Source organism: Nonomuraea terrae, assembly GCF_044465245.1.
Taxonomy (GTDB): Bacteria; Actinomycetota; Actinomycetes; order Streptosporangiales; family Streptosporangiaceae; genus Nonomuraea; species Nonomuraea terrae.
The window spans coordinates 927,193-942,854 of sequence record NZ_JBITLL010000005.1 but is presented as its reverse complement, the minus strand read 5'-3'; the positions used below and the strand labels follow the sequence as shown (position 1 = coordinate 942,854).

At 70.8% G+C, this 15,662-nt stretch carries 14 protein-coding genes; 5 read left to right on the top strand and 9 right to left on the bottom strand.

Annotated elements, in window-relative coordinates; translation table 11 throughout:
- Window positions 1-219 precede the first annotated feature (219 nt).
- A complete protein-coding gene (locus ACIBP6_RS28070) occupies window positions 220-429 on the bottom strand; it encodes a hypothetical protein (RefSeq protein WP_397056835.1) in 210 nt (69 codons plus the stop codon).
- Window positions 430-446: 17 nt separating this feature from the next.
- Between ACIBP6_RS28070 and ACIBP6_RS28065 the strand changes: the two genes are divergently transcribed.
- Window positions 447-821 carry a hypothetical protein gene (locus tag ACIBP6_RS28065; protein WP_397056833.1) on the top strand — a complete coding sequence of 125 codons (375 nt, stop codon included), beginning with the start codon at window positions 447-449 and terminating at the stop codon, window positions 819-821.
- Between the two features lie 237 nt (window positions 822-1,058).
- Here ACIBP6_RS28065 and ACIBP6_RS28060 read toward each other — a convergent pair whose 3' ends face one another.
- The 4 genes from ACIBP6_RS28060 to ACIBP6_RS28045 all read right to left on the bottom strand — a co-directional run bounded on the left by ACIBP6_RS28060 (window position 1,059) and on the right by ACIBP6_RS28045 (window position 5,840).
- Window positions 1,059-2,093 (bottom strand): methyltransferase, encoded by a 1,035-nt coding sequence (locus tag ACIBP6_RS28060; RefSeq protein ID WP_397056831.1) that lies wholly within the window; start codon window positions 2,091-2,093, stop codon window positions 1,059-1,061.
- A 282-nt stretch (window positions 2,094-2,375) separates the two neighbouring features.
- The gene (locus ACIBP6_RS28055) at window positions 2,376-3,665 is read right to left on the bottom strand and encodes a phosphodiester glycosidase family protein (RefSeq protein WP_397056829.1); all 1,290 of its coding nucleotides are present in this window, start codon (window positions 3,663-3,665) and stop codon (window positions 2,376-2,378) included.
- Window positions 3,666-3,772: 107 nt separating this feature from the next.
- Window positions 3,773-5,008 carry a phosphodiester glycosidase family protein gene (locus ACIBP6_RS28050; RefSeq protein ID WP_397056827.1) on the bottom strand — a complete coding sequence of 412 codons (1,236 nt, stop codon included), beginning with the start codon at window positions 5,006-5,008 and terminating at the stop codon, window positions 3,773-3,775.
- Entirely contained in the window at window positions 5,001-5,840 is an 840-nt protein-coding gene (locus ACIBP6_RS28045; RefSeq protein WP_397056825.1) for a phosphotransferase, read from the bottom strand. The genes ACIBP6_RS28050 and ACIBP6_RS28045 overlap by 8 nt, the downstream gene beginning before the upstream one ends.
- A 152-nt stretch (window positions 5,841-5,992) precedes the next feature.
- On the opposite strand from ACIBP6_RS28045, the gene ACIBP6_RS28040 reads away from it, so the two are divergent.
- On the top strand, window positions 5,993-6,469 hold the full coding sequence (locus ACIBP6_RS28040) for an NUDIX domain-containing protein (RefSeq protein ID WP_397056823.1): 477 nt from the start codon (window positions 5,993-5,995) through the stop codon (window positions 6,467-6,469).
- 77 nt (window positions 6,470-6,546) lie between these two features.
- Complete coding sequence (locus tag ACIBP6_RS28035; RefSeq protein ID WP_397056821.1) at window positions 6,547-7,278, top strand: DUF7873 family protein; 732 nt, start codon at window positions 6,547-6,549, stop codon at window positions 7,276-7,278.
- A gap of 402 nt (window positions 7,279-7,680) precedes the next feature.
- Here ACIBP6_RS28035 and ACIBP6_RS28030 read toward each other — a convergent pair whose 3' ends face one another.
- The 3 genes from ACIBP6_RS28030 to ACIBP6_RS28020 form a co-directional block, all read right to left on the bottom strand.
- Window positions 7,681-10,923 (bottom strand): S8 family serine peptidase, encoded by a 3,243-nt coding sequence (locus ACIBP6_RS28030; RefSeq protein WP_397056819.1) that lies wholly within the window; start codon window positions 10,921-10,923, stop codon window positions 7,681-7,683.
- Between the two features lie 519 nt (window positions 10,924-11,442).
- Entirely contained in the window at window positions 11,443-12,420 is a 978-nt protein-coding gene (locus tag ACIBP6_RS28025; protein ID WP_397056817.1) for an aldo/keto reductase, read from the bottom strand.
- Window positions 12,421-12,500: 80 nt separating this feature from the next.
- The gene (locus ACIBP6_RS28020; protein WP_397056815.1) at window positions 12,501-13,271 is read right to left on the bottom strand and encodes a GNAT family N-acetyltransferase; all 771 of its coding nucleotides are present in this window, start codon (window positions 13,269-13,271) and stop codon (window positions 12,501-12,503) included.
- Between the two features lie 35 nt (window positions 13,272-13,306).
- Between ACIBP6_RS28020 and ACIBP6_RS28015 the strand changes: the two genes are divergently transcribed.
- Entirely contained in the window at window positions 13,307-13,783 is a 477-nt protein-coding gene (locus ACIBP6_RS28015; RefSeq protein WP_397056813.1) for a GNAT family N-acetyltransferase, read from the top strand.
- 75 nt (window positions 13,784-13,858) lie between these two features.
- Here the strand turns inward: ACIBP6_RS28015 and ACIBP6_RS28010 are convergent, their stop codons facing one another.
- Window positions 13,859-14,149: a hypothetical protein gene (locus tag ACIBP6_RS28010; RefSeq protein ID WP_397056811.1), complete on the bottom strand. Its 291-nt coding sequence runs from the start codon at window positions 14,147-14,149 to the stop codon at window positions 13,859-13,861.
- 202 nt (window positions 14,150-14,351) lie between these two features.
- Between ACIBP6_RS28010 and ACIBP6_RS28005 the strand changes: the two genes are divergently transcribed.
- Window positions 14,352-15,662: an MFS transporter gene (locus ACIBP6_RS28005; protein WP_397056809.1), complete on the top strand. Its 1,311-nt coding sequence runs from the start codon at window positions 14,352-14,354 to the stop codon at window positions 15,660-15,662.

Sequence of the window (15,662 nt, the reverse complement as noted above, 5' to 3'; positions counted from 1 at the left end):
GGGTTGGGGGATGGATGGGAGACGCGAACTCCCATCCAGCGGTTCCAGGAGCTCGTGAACGTTGCCCAAAGCCATGCCTGACCAGCACTGTTTCAGATCGCTCCAGGTGGTGATTTTGTTCGGACGGTCCTTCAAGCGAGGGGTCACTGGTTCGAACCCAGTACCGCCCACCAGCAGAAAGAGCCCCGTCTCCGATCAAGGAAACGGGGCTTCGTGCCTTCAGCTGGTCTTGGCGACCTTTTTTGATGATTTTCCGGCGATCTTAGTGATCTTGATGTTCATCGAGTCGAGATCTTTCGGTCGGCTTCCGCTGTGCTGGTGGATCAGCGCAGCGCGTAACCACCCCGGGCAATCTGGCTCCCCGAACGTCAGCTCCTGCCCTTGGTGAACCATGACCGCCGGCGCCGTCGAGATTCTCACCACTGCCATCCCGATAGGCTCATGCCGTGCGCAAACGGGGCAAGAAGCCGAGGAAGAGCAAAGCTGATTGGTACGCGGTGCGGTGTGTCTTCCGCTGGCGGGAGCCGTACGACAGTTATGAGGAGCGCATCACGGTCTGGCGGGCCACTTCCCTGGAGGAAGCGGTCGAGTTGGCCGAGCAGGAGGCCGCCGAGTATGGCGAGGCGGGCCCGTACGAGTACCTGAACCTGGCGCAGGCCTACCACCTGGCGGACGAGGCGATCCAGACCGGAGCGGAGGTCTTCTCCCTGCTACGAGACAGCGACCTCGCGCCGCGGGACTACCTGGACGCATTCTTCGACACCGGCACCGAGCGCCAGGCCCCCTGGGCCGAGGACGAGCCCCACGCACAGCGGAAGTGACGATTCGAGAGACGCCCCATCGTCGGCATGTCGATCGCAAGCGGTCTCGGCCACGGCCGCGGGTGCCGCAGGCCGAGGAGCGTCGGTGACGGCGGTTCGGACAGCGTCCACCAGTTCATGAGCGCGGGGTGGGCAGGCGCTCTGACGATCCCGCCGGCCTGAGGACAAGCCCCGTCTCCGAGTACGGAAAACGGGGCTTCGTGTCGTCAGCCGGTGCGGGTCGCGCGCGCGGTCGGGTCAGACGGCTTCCAGGTTCTGGATCTGGAACTGGAAACCGGTGGGGAGGGGTTCGCCGCTGCGGCGCCAGCCGGAGGCGGCGTAGAGGGCGTCGAACTCCGCGAGGTCGCGTTCCTGGCCGGGGAGCATGGCGAGCATGTGCATGTCGGCGAGCGGTTCGAAGCCGGGTGTCCCGAGGGGGCCGATCACGTTCTCCACCACCAGTGCGCGGGCGCCGGGGCGGGCCGATACGCGGCAGTTGCGGAGGATTGTGACGCAGTCCTCGTCGTTCCAGTCGTGCAGGATCATTTTGAGCAGGTAGAGGTCGGCGGCGGCGACGTTGTCGAAGAAGTCTCCGGTGACGGCGGTGAAGCGGTCGCCGAGCCCGTCGTTGTCGCCCGCTTCCTGAGCGCCCGCTGTGGCGTGCGCCAGGTCGAGGCTGATGCCGCGCAGGTCCGGGTGGGCCGCCAGGAGCCCGCGGACCAGTGCGCCGCTGCCTCCGCCGACGTCCACCACGACCTCGACGCCGGTGGTGTCGATGGCGGTGAGCAGGTCCTGGTTCAACTGCGCCGACATCCCGGCCATGGCGACGGAGAACAGTTGGCCTTCCTCGGGATGCTGCCCCAGGTACGTGAAGAAGTCCGTGCCGAGGGCGCTCTCGATCTGGGTGCCGCCCTTCCTGACGGCCTCCGGCATGCGCTCCCAGGCCCGCCAGTGCGACGGGCCCGTCCAGGTCAGAGCCAGCTCCCGGACCGTGTTCGGCACCCCCTCGCGCAACAGTTCACTCATCGGCGTGCCGGTGAACCGGTGGTCGCCGACATGGGACACAAGCCCGAGCGAGGCGCAGGCGCGCAACAGCCGGTAGGTGGCTCGGGGATCGCTCGACTCCCGCGTCGCGATCTCCTCCGCGGTCAATGAGGCCCCGGCGAGGTGGTCCGGGATCGAGAGGTCCACAGCGGTACGGACGATCTGGCTCACCCAATAACCGCTCAACATGCCCAGCAAGGTCACCGCGGTCGGGGTTGCAGGGGCTGGAGTGCCCGCAGTCTCCGTCATGAGAAAACACCGTTCTATGTGGATCGTTCCTGAAAGTGCGCCCATGTGAGGGCTGTCGATCCTGGCGCCGCTGAACCGCCGCCAGGATCACAGCGTCATCTTCCTCGGGCAAGGTGAGGCCGGATACGGCGGGGGCTCCGATGCCCAGGCGGTGTGAGCTTCAGGCGGCGGTGGGGGCCACAAGAAAGCGGTCGAGCTCCCAGGCCGCTCCCGTGGGTGGGGAACGGCGAACGGCATGGCCTGGGCGAACCCGGGCCATGCCGTTCAGCTGGTGACGGTGGGTCAGGAGGCGGTGGGGCGGTAGGGGGAGTCGATGAAGACGAGGGCGTCGCCGACGGCGCGTTCGGCGGAGCCGCTGGGCTTGTTGACGAGGGCGCCCCGGACCGACATGGCGGTGGAGCCGCCGCCGTCGAGGTTGATGGCGTCGTGCAGGCCGAGCGCGTCCGCCACGGCGGCGGTCTCGTCCATCGTGGTGCCGACGCTGCTGGTCATGCGGCCGTCGATGGTGGCGAGCACGATCTTCTTGTCCTCGGTCGTGCCGGCGATGGTGCGGGGGTTGCGGTCGAAGAAGCTGCCCGAGCCGGGCGGGACGACGACCTGGCCGTCGGCGACGAGGCGGTAGCGGCCGGTCACGCCGTACAGGGCCTTGCGCAGCGGGAGCTTGTCGCCCTGCTCGTCGACCAGGGTGGAGGTCTCCTTGAGGCAGCCGTCCGCGGCCACCTGGAGCAGGGAGGCGGCGTCCTGGCCGGTGGCCTGCAGCGACGTCTGGTCCGGCGCGAGCGTCGTGCCTCGGGTGGTCAGGGTGTCGACCACGCAGCCGCGGGAGTCGAGGACGACCTCCACGCCTGGGCCGGACGGGGTAGCGGCGGCGAACTCGGGGGTGAACGTGGCGACGTCGCCGGGGACCGCGCACTGGGTCTGGTCGGCGAGGGCGGCGCACTCGGCCGGGACCACCGGCGGATGGTTGACGAACTCGAGCGGCAGCGTGGCGTCGGTCTGCTTGTTGCGGACACTGCCGGACCAGCTCAGCTTGCCCATGATGACGCGGTTGCTCCTGGCGTCCACCACGAAGTTCGCCTCGGCGGGGTCGGCGATGGGCTCGCTGAGCAGCTTCCCGCCGAACAGGCCCAGGCCGACCTGCTCGCCCGGGTACTGCTGGCTGGCGGTGAAGGTGAAGAACGAGGCGTTCACCCCGGCCAGCGCGCCGGACAGGCGTACGAGGTCGGTGGTCTTCTCGGTGCGGGCCAGGTCGGGGCCGTAGGTGGCCTCCAGGTGGCCGCGGGTCTTACGGGGGTCGATCGTCAGCACGTTGACCACCCAGGGGCCGCGGGTGGTGGTGTTGATCTGGTCGGCCGGGGCGGGGTCGGTGCCGCGGACGATGCGGGTCAGCGTGACGCCGTCGGCCAGGGTCTGCGTGGTGCGGGTCTCTGCCAGGTCGGCGTCGCCCAGGGGGAGGGCGGTGTCGGCGTGGGCGGTCGGGACGCCGGGCAGCAGGCCCAGCAGAGCCGTTGCGGCCATCGTCGTGGCCGCCGCGGCGCGCTTCACGCCGCCCAGGAAGAGGGTGTCGATCATGCCCCGAGCTTGATCGGCTCGGGCGAACGGCGACTGGTGTGACGATCGTGCTCAGAGTGACATACGGGTGAATTTACTGATCCACCGGACGGCTGTTCAGACGGAGGTCAGGGGCGGGAGTTCACGAAGACGAGGGCGTCGCCGACGGCGCGTTCGCGTGATCCGCAGGGCTTGTTGACCAGCTCGCCCTTGACCGACATGGTGGCCGAGCCGCCCCCGTCGAGGTTGATCGCGTCGTGCATGCCGAGCGCCCGGGCGACGGCGGCCGTCTCGGCCAGCGTGGTGCCGACGCTGGTGGCCATCCGGCCGTCGATGGTGGCCAGCATGATCCGGCCGTCCTCGGCCGCGCCGACGATGGTGCGAGGGTTTCGGCCGTAGAGGCCGCCGGACCCGGGCGGGACCGCGCTCTCGCCGTCCGCCAGGAGCCGGTAGCGGCCGGTCACGCCGAACAGCGCGCCGTCCACGGGCACCTCGTCGCCGTCCTCGTCGACCAGGGCCGAGGTCTCCTCGAGGCAGCCGTCCGCGGCCACCCGCAGCAGGGCCGCCGCGTCGCGGCCGGTGGCCTGCAAGGACGTCTGGTCGTCCGCCAGCTTCCTGCCACGGGTGGTGAACGTGTCCACCACGCAGCCGCGCTTGTCGAGCACGACCTCCACGCCCGGCCCCGACGGCGTGGCGGCGGCGAACTCGGGGTTGAACCGGACCACGTCGCCCGCCGCCGTGCACGCGGTCTGGTCGGTGCACCCGGCCGGGACCACCGGCGGGTGGTTGAGATACTCCAGCGGCAGTGTGGCGCCGGTCCGCTCGTTCCTGACGCTGCCCGACCAGCTCAGCCGGCCCACGAGGACGCGGTTGGTGTCGGCGTCCACGACGAAGTCGGCCTCGTCGGGGTTGGTGGTGGGCTCGCTGAGCAGCTTCCCGTCGTACAGGCCGAGGCCGACCGGCTCGCCGCGGTACTCGGGGTTCGCGGAGAAGGTGAAGAACGAGGCGTTGATCCCGGCCAGCGCGCCGGACGAGCGGACGAGGTCGGTGGTCGTCTCCGTCCCGGCCAGGTCGGGGCCGTAGGTGGCCCTCAGGTGGCCGCGGGTCTCGGCGGGGTCGATCGTCAGTACGTTGATCACCCAGGGGCCGCGGGTGGTGGTGTTGATCTCGTCGGTCGACGCGCGGCCGGCGCCCCGGACGATGCGGGTCAGCGTGACGCCGTCGGCCAGGGCCCGGGTGGTGCGGGTCTCCGCCAGGCCTTCGGCGCCCAAGGGGACGGCGGCCTCGGCGCTCGCGGCCGGGCCGGTCGGGAGGAGGGCGACGGCCAGCAAGGCCGCTGTGGCGCGGGTCAGCGACCTACGCACGGGGGGCGTCCTGTTCCAGCCAGGCGACGATGTGCTCCACGTAGTTGTCCACGTGGATCAGCGGCCTGCCGCCGAGCTCCAGGACGGCGACCAGGTGGTTGACGCCGAACGCGGCGTCCCACACGCGGGCGCGGCGGTAGGTCGCGCCGTCGACGCCGCGGCGGAGGGTGTCCCAGCCGTGCCAGGCCATGAAGGCGGCGTCGATCGCGGGATCGAACAGGTGGGCGCGGTCCCAGTCGAGCACGCCGACCAGCTTGCCGTCCTCGCTCCACCGCACGTTCGCCCCGCAGAGATCGCCGTGGACCAGCGCGTCGGGGACCGGCTCCAGCGCCAGGGCGGCCTCCAGCCGGCGCAGGCCCTCGGCCCGCCATTCGGCGGGGAAGCGGGGGATGACCTCTTCGGCCAGGATCCGCGCCCAGTCGTGCTCGCGGGTAACAGGCAGCACGGCGCGCAGCTCCGGAGTGACGGGCAGCTCGCGCAGAGTCTGGAGCAGCTCGCCGATCCGCGCCGGATCGCCCTGGCCTTCGGGCAGCCCGGCGCCGTCGATCCACGACACGGCGACGGCCGCGCGATCCCCGAACGTCCGCACCGGCGTCAGCGGCTCCGGGACGGCGAACGGCAGCCCGGCCGCCCCGATCACCCGCAGCATCTCCGTACGGCGGGGCAGGGCCTCGGCCCCTGAAGGGCGTCGGCTGACGCGCACGGCCGCCACCCCGGGCAGCAGGACGACGTCGTGCATCCCGCCCTTCGCGAGCCGCGCCGTGCCGAGGGCGGCTCCGGGCACGAGTGCGTCGGCAATCTCCAGCAGGTCGCCGGGGACCTGGTCACTCATACGTCGGGCACTCTCTCTGCGAACGTGAACGCGGCCGGTCGTCACCGGGGCGATGTGAGCCAGGCAGATGATAGACGCATCGGGAACGTACCGTGACCGTCCGTTGGCGCTCTCGTGGCCCGGTCGGCCGGCAGCCGCGTAAGGTCGGGAATGTGGGAGATCACGACATGCCGCAGCTCGCCCGGGCCCGAGCCGCCGCCGGGGCGTTGTTCTTCGACGACGAAGGCCGGGTGATGCTGGTGCAGCCCGTCTACAAACCGGAGCGCGACATCCCCGGCGGCTGTGTCGAGCCCGGTGAGACGCCCTACGAGGCGTGTGTGCGGGAAGTGCGCGAGGAGCTGGGCATCGAACCGTCCATCGGCCGCCTGCTCGTGGCCGACTGGGCGCCCCACCCCGACCACGGCGACAACATCCTCTTCGTGTTCGACGGCGGTGAGCTCGACGGTGAGACACTCGGGCGGATCAGGTTCGCCGACGGCGAGTTGAGCGCGTACGCCTTCCATCCGGCCGACGAGCTGGAGGAACTCCTGATCGAGCGGATGGCCCGCCGGGTCAAGGCCGCCGTGACCGCTCGGGAGCTGGGCGAGACGGTCTACCTGGAGCACGGGCGGGCCATCGCGTCCGGCTAAATGAATTGCGGATCAGCGGGTCGATCACTGTAGCTTTGCCGTGTTCCACTCGAATCCCTCATGAACGGACCTCGCCCGTGGCGAAGCTGAACCAGATCCTCGCCGTGGAGAAGGGCGTCAAGGCCGGCGGCCAGCGCGCGGTCACCGACGCCTACCACGCCATCCAGAAGGCGCCCCTGCTGTCGGGCCTGTCGCGCACCTACCAGCCGATCGACGACGAGGGCGAGCAGCTTCCGCCGGAGTCCACCCGCGTGCAGGTGAAGGCGGAGGACGTCCTCGCCGACGTGGCCAAGGCCCTGACCAGGCTGTTCGACGTGACCGCGGCCAAGGACTGGACGAACACGGTCGCCAGGTCCGACGTGGTGGTGGACGGGCAGACCCTGCTGCGCGACGTGCCGGTGACGTACCTGCTGTTCCTGGAGAAGCAGCTCGTCGACCTGCACACGTTCGTGGCGAAGCTGCCGACGCTGGACCCGGCGGAGACGTGGACGTTCGACGACAACGCGGAGACGTGGCGGACCGAGCCGGTCAAGACCACCCGGACGAAGAAGGTCCCGCGCAACCACGTGCTGGCCGAGGCGACCGACAAGCACCCGGCGCAGGTCCAGGTCTTCACCGAGGACGTCGTCGTCGGCTACTGGACGAAGACGGCGTTCTCCGGAGCGCTGCCGGCCCGGCGCGTCAACGAGCTGCTCGCCCGGGTGCAGAAGCTGCAGGACGCGGTGAAGTACGCCCGCGAGGAGGCCAACGGCACGGAGGCCGAGGAGCGCGAGATCGGCGCGGCGGTATTCCGTTACCTGTTCGCCTGATTTCGCCTAGCATGGGACTCCCCGTTTGAGCGACGGGGTGCGCGAAAGCGCGAAGCTGAAGCTCAGGCTGAAGCTGACGAACGGTGACAGTGGAGGTTCGAATCCTCCCCCGGGCACACGCGCCCGGGTGGCCCAAGGGGTAGAGGCAGCCGATCAGACTCAGATTCTCGCTCTAGCCTCAGCATCGACCGTCGAGCGCCAGATCGACCGAGGGTGGGCTGTGATCGTTGAGATGCCGGTTCGAATCCGGCCCGGGGCTCCACGTGCCCCGGTGGCCCAATGGTAGAGCGCACGTCGTCATGACTGACCTGCCCTCTTAAACGCCGCTGGCGCCGTACATGGCGGCACCATTCAGGCCCCCCGGCTTGGGTAGTCCGGGGGGCCGCTGCCGTCTTTCCGGGGTTACTTGACCTCGTAGGCGCGGATCACCGTCGAGGTGACCTCGTTGCCGGAGGCGTCCACGGCGTGGCCGCGCAGCGAGACGTAGCCCGGGGCGGAGGGGTTCTTGACGCGGGCGGTCCACGTGCCGGCGTGTGCCGTGACCGGAGCCTCGTGCCAGGTGGCGCCGTCGTCGTACGAGAACTCGGCCTCGGCCGCGCGGACGTCTCCGGCGGGGCCCTGACGGGTGAACGTGAGCGGGATGCGCATGCTCCGGTGCGGCTTGGCGGAGTTGCCGAGGCTCAGCTCCGGGGCGAAGCCGACGGCGGTGAGCGGCGGGGTCACGCTCGCGTCGGAGTGCTCCGAGATGAACTCCAGCACCGTCTCGCGCCGCGTGGACAGCCGCAGCGACGGGGCCGTCACGCTGTACTCGACGCGGTACCGGCCCGGCGACGGGTCGACGTCGATGCCGACCAGCGCGTCGTCGCGCTCCTCGACCAGCTTGCCGTCCCGCAGGACCGCCAGGTGCTGGCCGCCGTAGTCGACGTCCGCGGAGCCGACGTGGCCCGCGCCGTCCGCGTACCCGCCGAGCCGGAGCACCAGCTCGTCGCCCCGCCGTTCCACGGTCGGGTACGGGGGCAGCGCCGGCGTCATCGGCAGGCCGAACACGGCGCCGTTCCAGCGCTCGGTGGACTGGCTGCCGGCCGGGTAGGCGGTCGCCTGCTTGGCGAGCCGGGTCAGCGGCGTGGGCCAGCTCTCCGTCTCCACGCCCTCGGTGAAGGACGACTGCCAGGAGACGTCGCCCGCGTAGTACTCCGTGCGTGTCGAGGGGAGCGAGACCGGCGGCAGGTCGTACCCGGTCGGGTACGACATGCCGGGGACGACCGGGGTGTTGTTCCGCCATCCCATGGCGCCGGGGACGTTGGCCGCGTACTCGGTCGTGACCGTCGCCAGGTCCTCGGTCGTCAGGTGGCGGGTGAAGCCGGTGGTGTACGACCCGGCGAGGCGCCAGCCGGACTGGTAGACGGCGCCGGTGGAGCCGCCGTCACCGTCCGGCCGGGCGAACAGCGCGCTCACGACGGTGGACAGCTCCGGCGTCGCCTGCGACGACTGGTCGGCGGTGTAGATCGAGCCGGGCGAGCCGCCGGTGATGGTGGCCAGCATGCTGCGCACGGCGCCGGGCTGCTCGGTCTCCACGGAGACGGCCACGGGGGTCGCGTCCGGGTCGGGCATGGTGATGTCCACCGGGCGGGCCTCGCGGCCGTCCAGCACGAGGTCGGTGTCCTGCTCGACGCTGAGGACGGGGTCGGTGACCACGGTGGCGGTGCCGTCGTCGCCGGTCATCACCGTGCCGACGAAGTACGTGCCGTACGGCAGCCGGAAGGTGCCCTCGGGCTCCATCAGGTAGAACGCGTCGTAGTCGGAGTGGTCGGCGATCATGGTGACCGACTGCGCGGCGGGCGCGCCCGTGCGGTCCAGCGTGGTCACCTTGACTTCCGCGCTCGGCTGCTCGCGGAAGACGCTGAACGGAGTCTGCACGCTGACCCCTTCGGCGCTCGCCACCAGGCGGCCGGAGAAGACGCCGTACGCGCTGCCGGCGGCGCCGACCGCGGTGCGCAGATCGACGGAGACCTCCCCACGGGCCGGCACGGTCACCGACTCCGCGCTCAGGGAGAACAGGCCGGAGGGCGCGGCGGTGTCCAGCGCGAGCTTGAGGGTGACCGGGGTGTCGGAGGCGTTGCGGTACGTCACGGCGCGCACGAGGGTCTCGTCGCTCTGCGGGTACTTCCGGAAGCCGACGTTGACCGCGGCCGGCGCGGCGCTGACCGGCTGCCTCAGCGCGCGGACGATGTCGAGCTCACCGGCGCCCTGGTCGAACACGCCGAAGTCCGGGTTCGGCCGGGCGGCGCCCACGAGCGCCGACTTGCGCTGCTGGGCCGTCCAGTCGGGGTGTGCCTGGGCGAGGATGGCCGCGGCGCCCGCCACGTGCGGGGTGGCCATCGACGTGCCGGTGAACGAGACGTACGGGTCGCCGGGGGACCCGGCTTCGCTGGTGGAGCTGCGGGCGGCGACGATGTCGGTGCCCGGAGCGGTGATCTCCGGCTTGACGCCGTAGTCGTCGAGGCGGGGGCCGCGGCTGGAGTAGCTGTCGACCACGCCGGCCTTGGTGACGGCGCCGACCGCGAGCGCCGCGTCGGCGGAGGCCGGCGAGCCGATCGACTGCTCGGCGCCGACGTTGCCGGCCGCGACCACGAAGAGGGTGCCGTACTCGGCGCTGAGGTCGCCCACCGCGGCCTCCAGCGGGTCGACACCGGGGGTGTCGTCGGCGCCGAGGCTCATGTTGACCACCTGGGCGCCGGACTGGGCCGCCCACTGCATGCCTTCGAGGATCGACGACTCGGGGCAGGCGCCGCGGCCGAGGTAGTTGAAGCAGACCTTGCCGTCCAGCAGGGCAGCGCCGGGCGCGACGCCCTTGTACTTCCCGCCGGAGGCCGCGCCGCTGCCGGCGACCGTCGAGGCGACGTGGGTGCCGTGGCCGTTCAGGTCGTTGTCGCCCTCGTAGTCCTGGACGAAGTTCCGGCGCGCGGTCACCTTGCCGGCGAGGTCGGGGTGGGTGTCGTCGACGCCGCTGTCCAGGACCGCGACCGTCACGCCGGTGCCGTCGAGGCCCTGCGCCCACGCGGTGGGGGCGCCCGTACGCGGCACGCTGACGTCGAGGGAGAGGCTGCGCTGCCCGTCCAGCCAGATCTTCCCGCTGGTGAGTGACGTCTTCAGGGTCGCCCAGCGCTGGGCGAGGTCGTCGGTCGCGACCTTGGCGGAGAAACCGTCGACCGCGGGGAGCCTGCGGTCGGCGGACAGGCCGCGGGTGACGGAGGAGTCCGACACGATGAGCGGGAGCCGGGGGAGCCGGTCGTAGTCGCCGGCGAACAGCTCCGCCACGTCGAACAGCCGCCGGTCGAGCCGGTCGGCGCGCAACAGGGGGATCGCGTCGGTGGGCATGACGTACTGGTGCTCGCCGTCACCGAAGCGGACGAACTGCACGCCCTTGCGGGGCTGGACGGTGATCCGGCCGCCGGCGGAGGTGACCCGGTCTCCGGTGATGAGGGTGAGCGTCCTGGGTTGCGCCTCGGCGGCCTGGTCCGCCCGCGCGGGCGGCGGTCCCGGTTCGGCGGTGGCGATGCCCGGGGTGGCGGCGACGAGTGAGGCGGCGACCAGTGAGGCGGTGACGAGGACGAGCGCGCCGTGAAGAGTACGGCGTTGTCGCATGGGGGCTCCGTGGGGGATACAGGACGGGACGGCACACCGCCCCGGATCCCCGGACGGCAGCTGGACCCGTCTGAGGGGGCTGCACAGAGGACCTCTTCGCAGCTTTGGCGCTAATGGGTCTTTCTGTCGCTTTGGGAAGCAAGTGAAATTTACTGTGATATGTGACAGTTGATGTATCGATCACACCAAGATCAGATAACAGTCACCCCTGGCTCCTGGCGAGGAGCAGATGCGCCCGAAGCGAGCGCGGGATCCCCGGAAGGGCCGGGCGCACGGCGTGGGGAAGATGGGCGGCCATGAAGGGAGCCCCGGTGCTGGGATCGCACTCGATCGGTTCGCCGACGCGACTCACGGGCGTTGTGTCGGCGGGCGCTGCCCACAAGCGGGCGCGGCACGGAATCGTGACGGGGAGTGTGGCGGCCATCGGCGGGCGAGCGGGCGGACGGCGACAGCGCTACGAAGGGGGTCGGGTGCGGGCCGCGCCCGAAGGGAGGGGCGGCCCGCGTCGCGCCCGAGGGGTTACCAGCGGTGGTGGACCTGGGGGCGGATCAGGTCGTCGTAGATCGTACGGATGGCGGCGTGGGTGGCCGGGTCCAGGGGCGCGAGGGCGGCGGCGGTGGCGTTGGCGGTGGCCTGGGCCGGGTTGCGGGCGCCGGGGATCACCACCGAGACGCCCTCCTGGTCGAGGATCCAGCGGAGGGCGAACTGGGCCATGGTCGCGCCCTCGGGCACGTGGGGGGCCAGGCGGCGGACCGCTTCCAGGCCGGTGGCGAAGTCGACGCCCGAGAACGTCTCACCGACGTCGAACGCCTCCCCGTGCCGGTTGAACGCCCGGTGGTCGTCGGCGGCGAACGTCGTGTGCTCGTCGTACCTGCCGGACAGCAGGCCGCTGGCCAGCGGGACGCGCGCGATGATGCCGACCCCGGCGGCGCGGGCGGCCGGCAGCACCTGCTCCAGCGGCTTGAGGCGGAACGCGTTCAGGATGATCTGCACGGTCGCCACCCCCGGCCGGGCGATCGCGGTCAGGGCCTCCTCGCACGTCTCCACGCTGACGCCGTACGCGGCGATCTTCTTCTCCGACACCAGGGTGTCGAGCGCGTCGTACACGGCGTCGGTCGAGTAGACCGGCGTCGGCGGGCAGTGCAGCTGGACCAGGTCGATGGTGTCGACGCCGAGGTTGCGGCGGGAGCGCTCGTTCCAGGCGCGGAAGTTGGACATCACGTAGTTGGCCGGGATCTGCTCCAGCCTGCGGCCCATCTTGCTGGCCACGGTCAGCTCGGGGCGGCTCTTGGCGAAGCGGCCGACGATCTGCTCGCTGCGCCCGTCGCCGTACACGTCGGCGGTGTCGATGAAGGTGACGCCCGCGTCCACCGCCGCCTGAAGCGTGGCGAACGCGTCGTCCTCGGAAACCTGGCCCCAGTCGGCGCCCAGCTGCCAGGCGCCGAGCCCGACCACGCCCACCTCACGCCCGGTGCGTCCCAACACGCGGTGTTCCATGGCAGTCAACCTTTCTCACATGCGAAGACGGCAAGCAGCACCAGTGTCCCGGAAGAGGGGAGAGGAGTCGCGCCGGGGTGTCAGGGTCGCCGGACGTACGGCGTGGTCGTGGTGACGGCGTGGAAGCCGAGACGCTGCAGGATCGGCCGGCTGTCCTCCGAGGCGTCCACCTGGAGATGCACCACCCCCGCCGCCACGGCGAGGCGGGCGCGGCGGGCGACGAGGGCGCGGTAGAGGCCGCGGCCCCGCCATTCCTCCAGCGTCGAGCCGCCCCACAGGCCGGCGAAGCCGGTGCCGGGCTTGTGCACGAGCCAGGCGGCCGACACCACCCGGTCCCCGGCCTCGGCCACCAGGACGGCGATCGCGTCCGGGCCCTCGCCGACGCGCCGGATCAGGTCGTCGGCCAGCCACCCGTGGTCGTCGCCCCAGACGGCCGACTCCATCGCGGCGATCGCCCGCAGGTCGGCGGGCGCGGTGACCCGGCGGATCGTCACGCCGTCCGGCAGCGGCGGCTCCCCGGTCATCTCCTTCGCCGCGCCGATCAGCACCGTCTCCGGCGGCTCGGGGACGAAGCCGGCGCGCGTGAGCCGCTCCGGCAGGTCGGCGGGCAGGTCGTGGCCGCGGGTCTTCCACTCGAAGCTCTCGCCGCGCGCCGCGAAGTACGCGCACTGCCGGGCGATCAGCTCGTCGAGCCCCTCCTTCTCCAGCACCGGCGGCCCCTCCACGAAGCCCCTGGCCATGCCGGTGACCCGCAGCAGCGGCCCGTCCAGCTCGTACGCCAGCCCGTCCGGGATCGTGCCGGGGATCCACCGGCGGGTCCGGTCGTACGCCTGGAGGAGGGATTCATGCACGAACGCGTACTTTAACGGACAGTACGCTGATGGTCATGATTCGCACCGCCAAGCCCGCCGACGTGCCCGAAATCCTGAGCATGATCCACGAGCTCGCCGACTACGAGAAGGCCGCCCACGAGGTGCGCGTGACCGAGGAGCAACTGCGCGACACGCTCTTCCGCGACCACCCGGCGGCCTTCGCGCACATCGCCGAGCAGGACGGCGAGGTGGTCGGGTTCGCGCTGTGGTTCCTGACGTTCTCGACCTGGCGCGGCGTGCACGGCGTCTACTTGGAGGACCTGTACGTACGCCCGCAGCACCGCGGCGGCGGTCACGGTGTCGCGCTGATGAGGCGGTTGGCGGAGATCTGCGCCGAACGCGGCTACCAGCGGCTGGAATGGTCGGTCCTCGACTGGAACGAGCCGTCGATCCGGTTCTACGAGAAACTCGGTGCGGTCGACCAGGACGACTGGCGCCGGTACCGGCTGACCGACGAGCCCCTGCTGCGCCTGGCGGGCCGGCGCGACTGACGCCGTCGGGACGACCGGCCCCGGACAAGCGTCACGCAGGTCACGTACGGTGACGTGGCCTGCGTGACCTGGACGTTAGATGCCGGCGCGGGTCGTGGCGCGGCCCGCTTCGGCCTGCTCGAACACGCCCATGCCGGGCTCTTCGAGGTCGCGGTGGGTCTCCTCCATGCGCAGCGCGAGGCCCATCGCCATGAACGTGGGCGCCCACTCGCCGATGAAGATCCCCCACCGGTCGGCGCGGTCCAGGCCCGCCTGCTCGGTGTTCTTGGACATGAGCCAGGTCGCGAACGACAGTCCGATCGACGCGACGCCGGCCATATACATGTGGGTGGACTTCACACCCATCTGGTGCAGCTTCTTGATCATGTTCCCCCCCTTGCTCTGACACCTGTTACCCGAGGGGGCATGGGCTAACCGATCATTTCCGGCATGTTTCCTGCGTGACGGTTGTGCGCGGCTTGTTACCGCGGTGAATCACCCGTAACCAACGCACGGCCACGCACGGTCGGAGTGCGTAACGAGCGCTTCCTAGCTTGGGGATTCCGGACGCCGAGCGTAGGAGAGGTCGATGGCGCGCTGGATCGCCGACTGGCACCCCGATGACCCAGCCTTCTGGGAGAGTTCAGGCAAGTGCGTGGCCCGCCGCAACCTGATCTTCTCGATCGTGGCCGAGCACCTCGGCTTCACCGTGTGGACGCTGTGGAGCATCGTGGCGACCAGGCTGGGATCGTACGAGTTCGCCACCGACCAGCTCTTCTGGCTCGTCGCGCTGCCGAACCTGATCGGGTCGGTGCTGCGGGTGCCGTACACGTTCGGGCCGGCGCGGTTCGGCGGGCGCAACTTCACCGTGGTGAGCGCGCTGTTGCTGCTGATCCCGGCGGTATTGCTCGGGGTGGCGGTGAACCAGCCGGGGACGCCGTACTGGATGTTCCTGGTGATCGCGGCGCTGGCCGGGGTCGGCGGCGGGAACTTCGCCTCCAGCATGGCGAACATCACCTACTTCTACCCCCGCCACAAGCAGGGCGTCGCGCTGGGGCTGAACGCGGCGGGCGGCAACATCGGCGTCAGCTCCGTCCAGCTCGTCATGCCGCTGGTGATCGGCTCGCTCGGACTGGCCGCCGCCGGGTGGTTCTGGATCCCGTTCATCGTCGTGGCGGCCGGGTGCGCCTGGTTGTTCATGGACAATCTCACCAGCGCCAAGGCCGACCCGCGTGAACAGCTCGCGGTGGCGGGCAAGGCCCAGACCTGGATCATGTCGTTCCTCTACATCGGCACGTTCGGGTCGTTCATCGGCTACTCCACCGCGTTCCCGCTGCTCAGCCAGAGCCTCTTCCCCGGTGCGCCGTACGCCGCGGTGGCCTTCGCCGGGCCGCTGATCGGGTCGCTGATCAGGCCGGTCGGCGGCTGGCTGGCCGACCGGCTCGGCGGAGCTCCCGTCACGCTGTGGAACTTCGCCGCGATGGGCGGCGGCGTGCTGCTCGTCTGGACGGCGGCCGGCTCCGGGAGCTTCTGGCTGTTCTTCCTGGCCTTCCAGATCCTCTTCCTCACCTCCGGTATCGGCAACGGCTCGACGTACCGGATGATCCCGGCCATTTTCCAGGCCAAGGCCGTCGCCGAGCGCGGCGAGGGCGAGGAGGCCCTGTTGTACGGCAAGCGCCAGGCGTCGGCCGCGATCGGCATCATCTCGGCGGTCGGGGCGCTCGGCGGGTTCCTCATCAACCGGGCGTTCGGCATGTCGTTCGCCGCGGCCGGCACCCCCGGCCCCGCCCTGCTGGCCTTCTGCGCCTTCTACGCCTGCTGCTTCGCCCTGACCTGGTGGTGCTACACCCGCAAGGTCGGCGTCAGGGTCGTGGCCAGCCTCGCGCATGCCAGGGTCTGA

What these genes read in the sequence shown, in the direction of transcription:
- ACIBP6_RS28015 (WP_397056813.1), top strand. Translation starts at nt 13,307, where the DNA reads ATGATTCGCACCGCCAAGCCCGCCGACGTGCCCGAAATCCTGAGCATG.
- ACIBP6_RS28060 (WP_397056831.1), bottom strand. Translation starts at nt 2,093, where the DNA reads ATGACGGAGACTGCGGGCACTCCAGCCCCTGCAACCCCGACCGCGGTG.
- ACIBP6_RS28010 (WP_397056811.1), bottom strand. Translation starts at nt 14,149, where the DNA reads ATGATCAAGAAGCTGCACCAGATGGGTGTGAAGTCCACCCACATGTAT.
- ACIBP6_RS28070 (WP_397056835.1), bottom strand. Translation starts at nt 429, where the DNA reads ATGGCAGTGGTGAGAATCTCGACGGCGCCGGCGGTCATGGTTCACCAA.
- ACIBP6_RS28045 (WP_397056825.1), bottom strand. Translation starts at nt 5,840, where the DNA reads ATGAGTGACCAGGTCCCCGGCGACCTGCTGGAGATTGCCGACGCACTC.
- ACIBP6_RS28025 (WP_397056817.1), bottom strand. Translation starts at nt 12,420, where the DNA reads ATGGAACACCGCGTGTTGGGACGCACCGGGCGTGAGGTGGGCGTGGTC.
- ACIBP6_RS28055 (WP_397056829.1), bottom strand. Translation starts at nt 3,665, where the DNA reads ATGATCGACACCCTCTTCCTGGGCGGCGTGAAGCGCGCCGCGGCGGCC.
- ACIBP6_RS28030 (WP_397056819.1), bottom strand. Translation starts at nt 10,923, where the DNA reads ATGCGACAACGCCGTACTCTTCACGGCGCGCTCGTCCTCGTCACCGCC.
- ACIBP6_RS28005 (WP_397056809.1), top strand. Translation starts at nt 14,352, where the DNA reads ATGGCGCGCTGGATCGCCGACTGGCACCCCGATGACCCAGCCTTCTGG.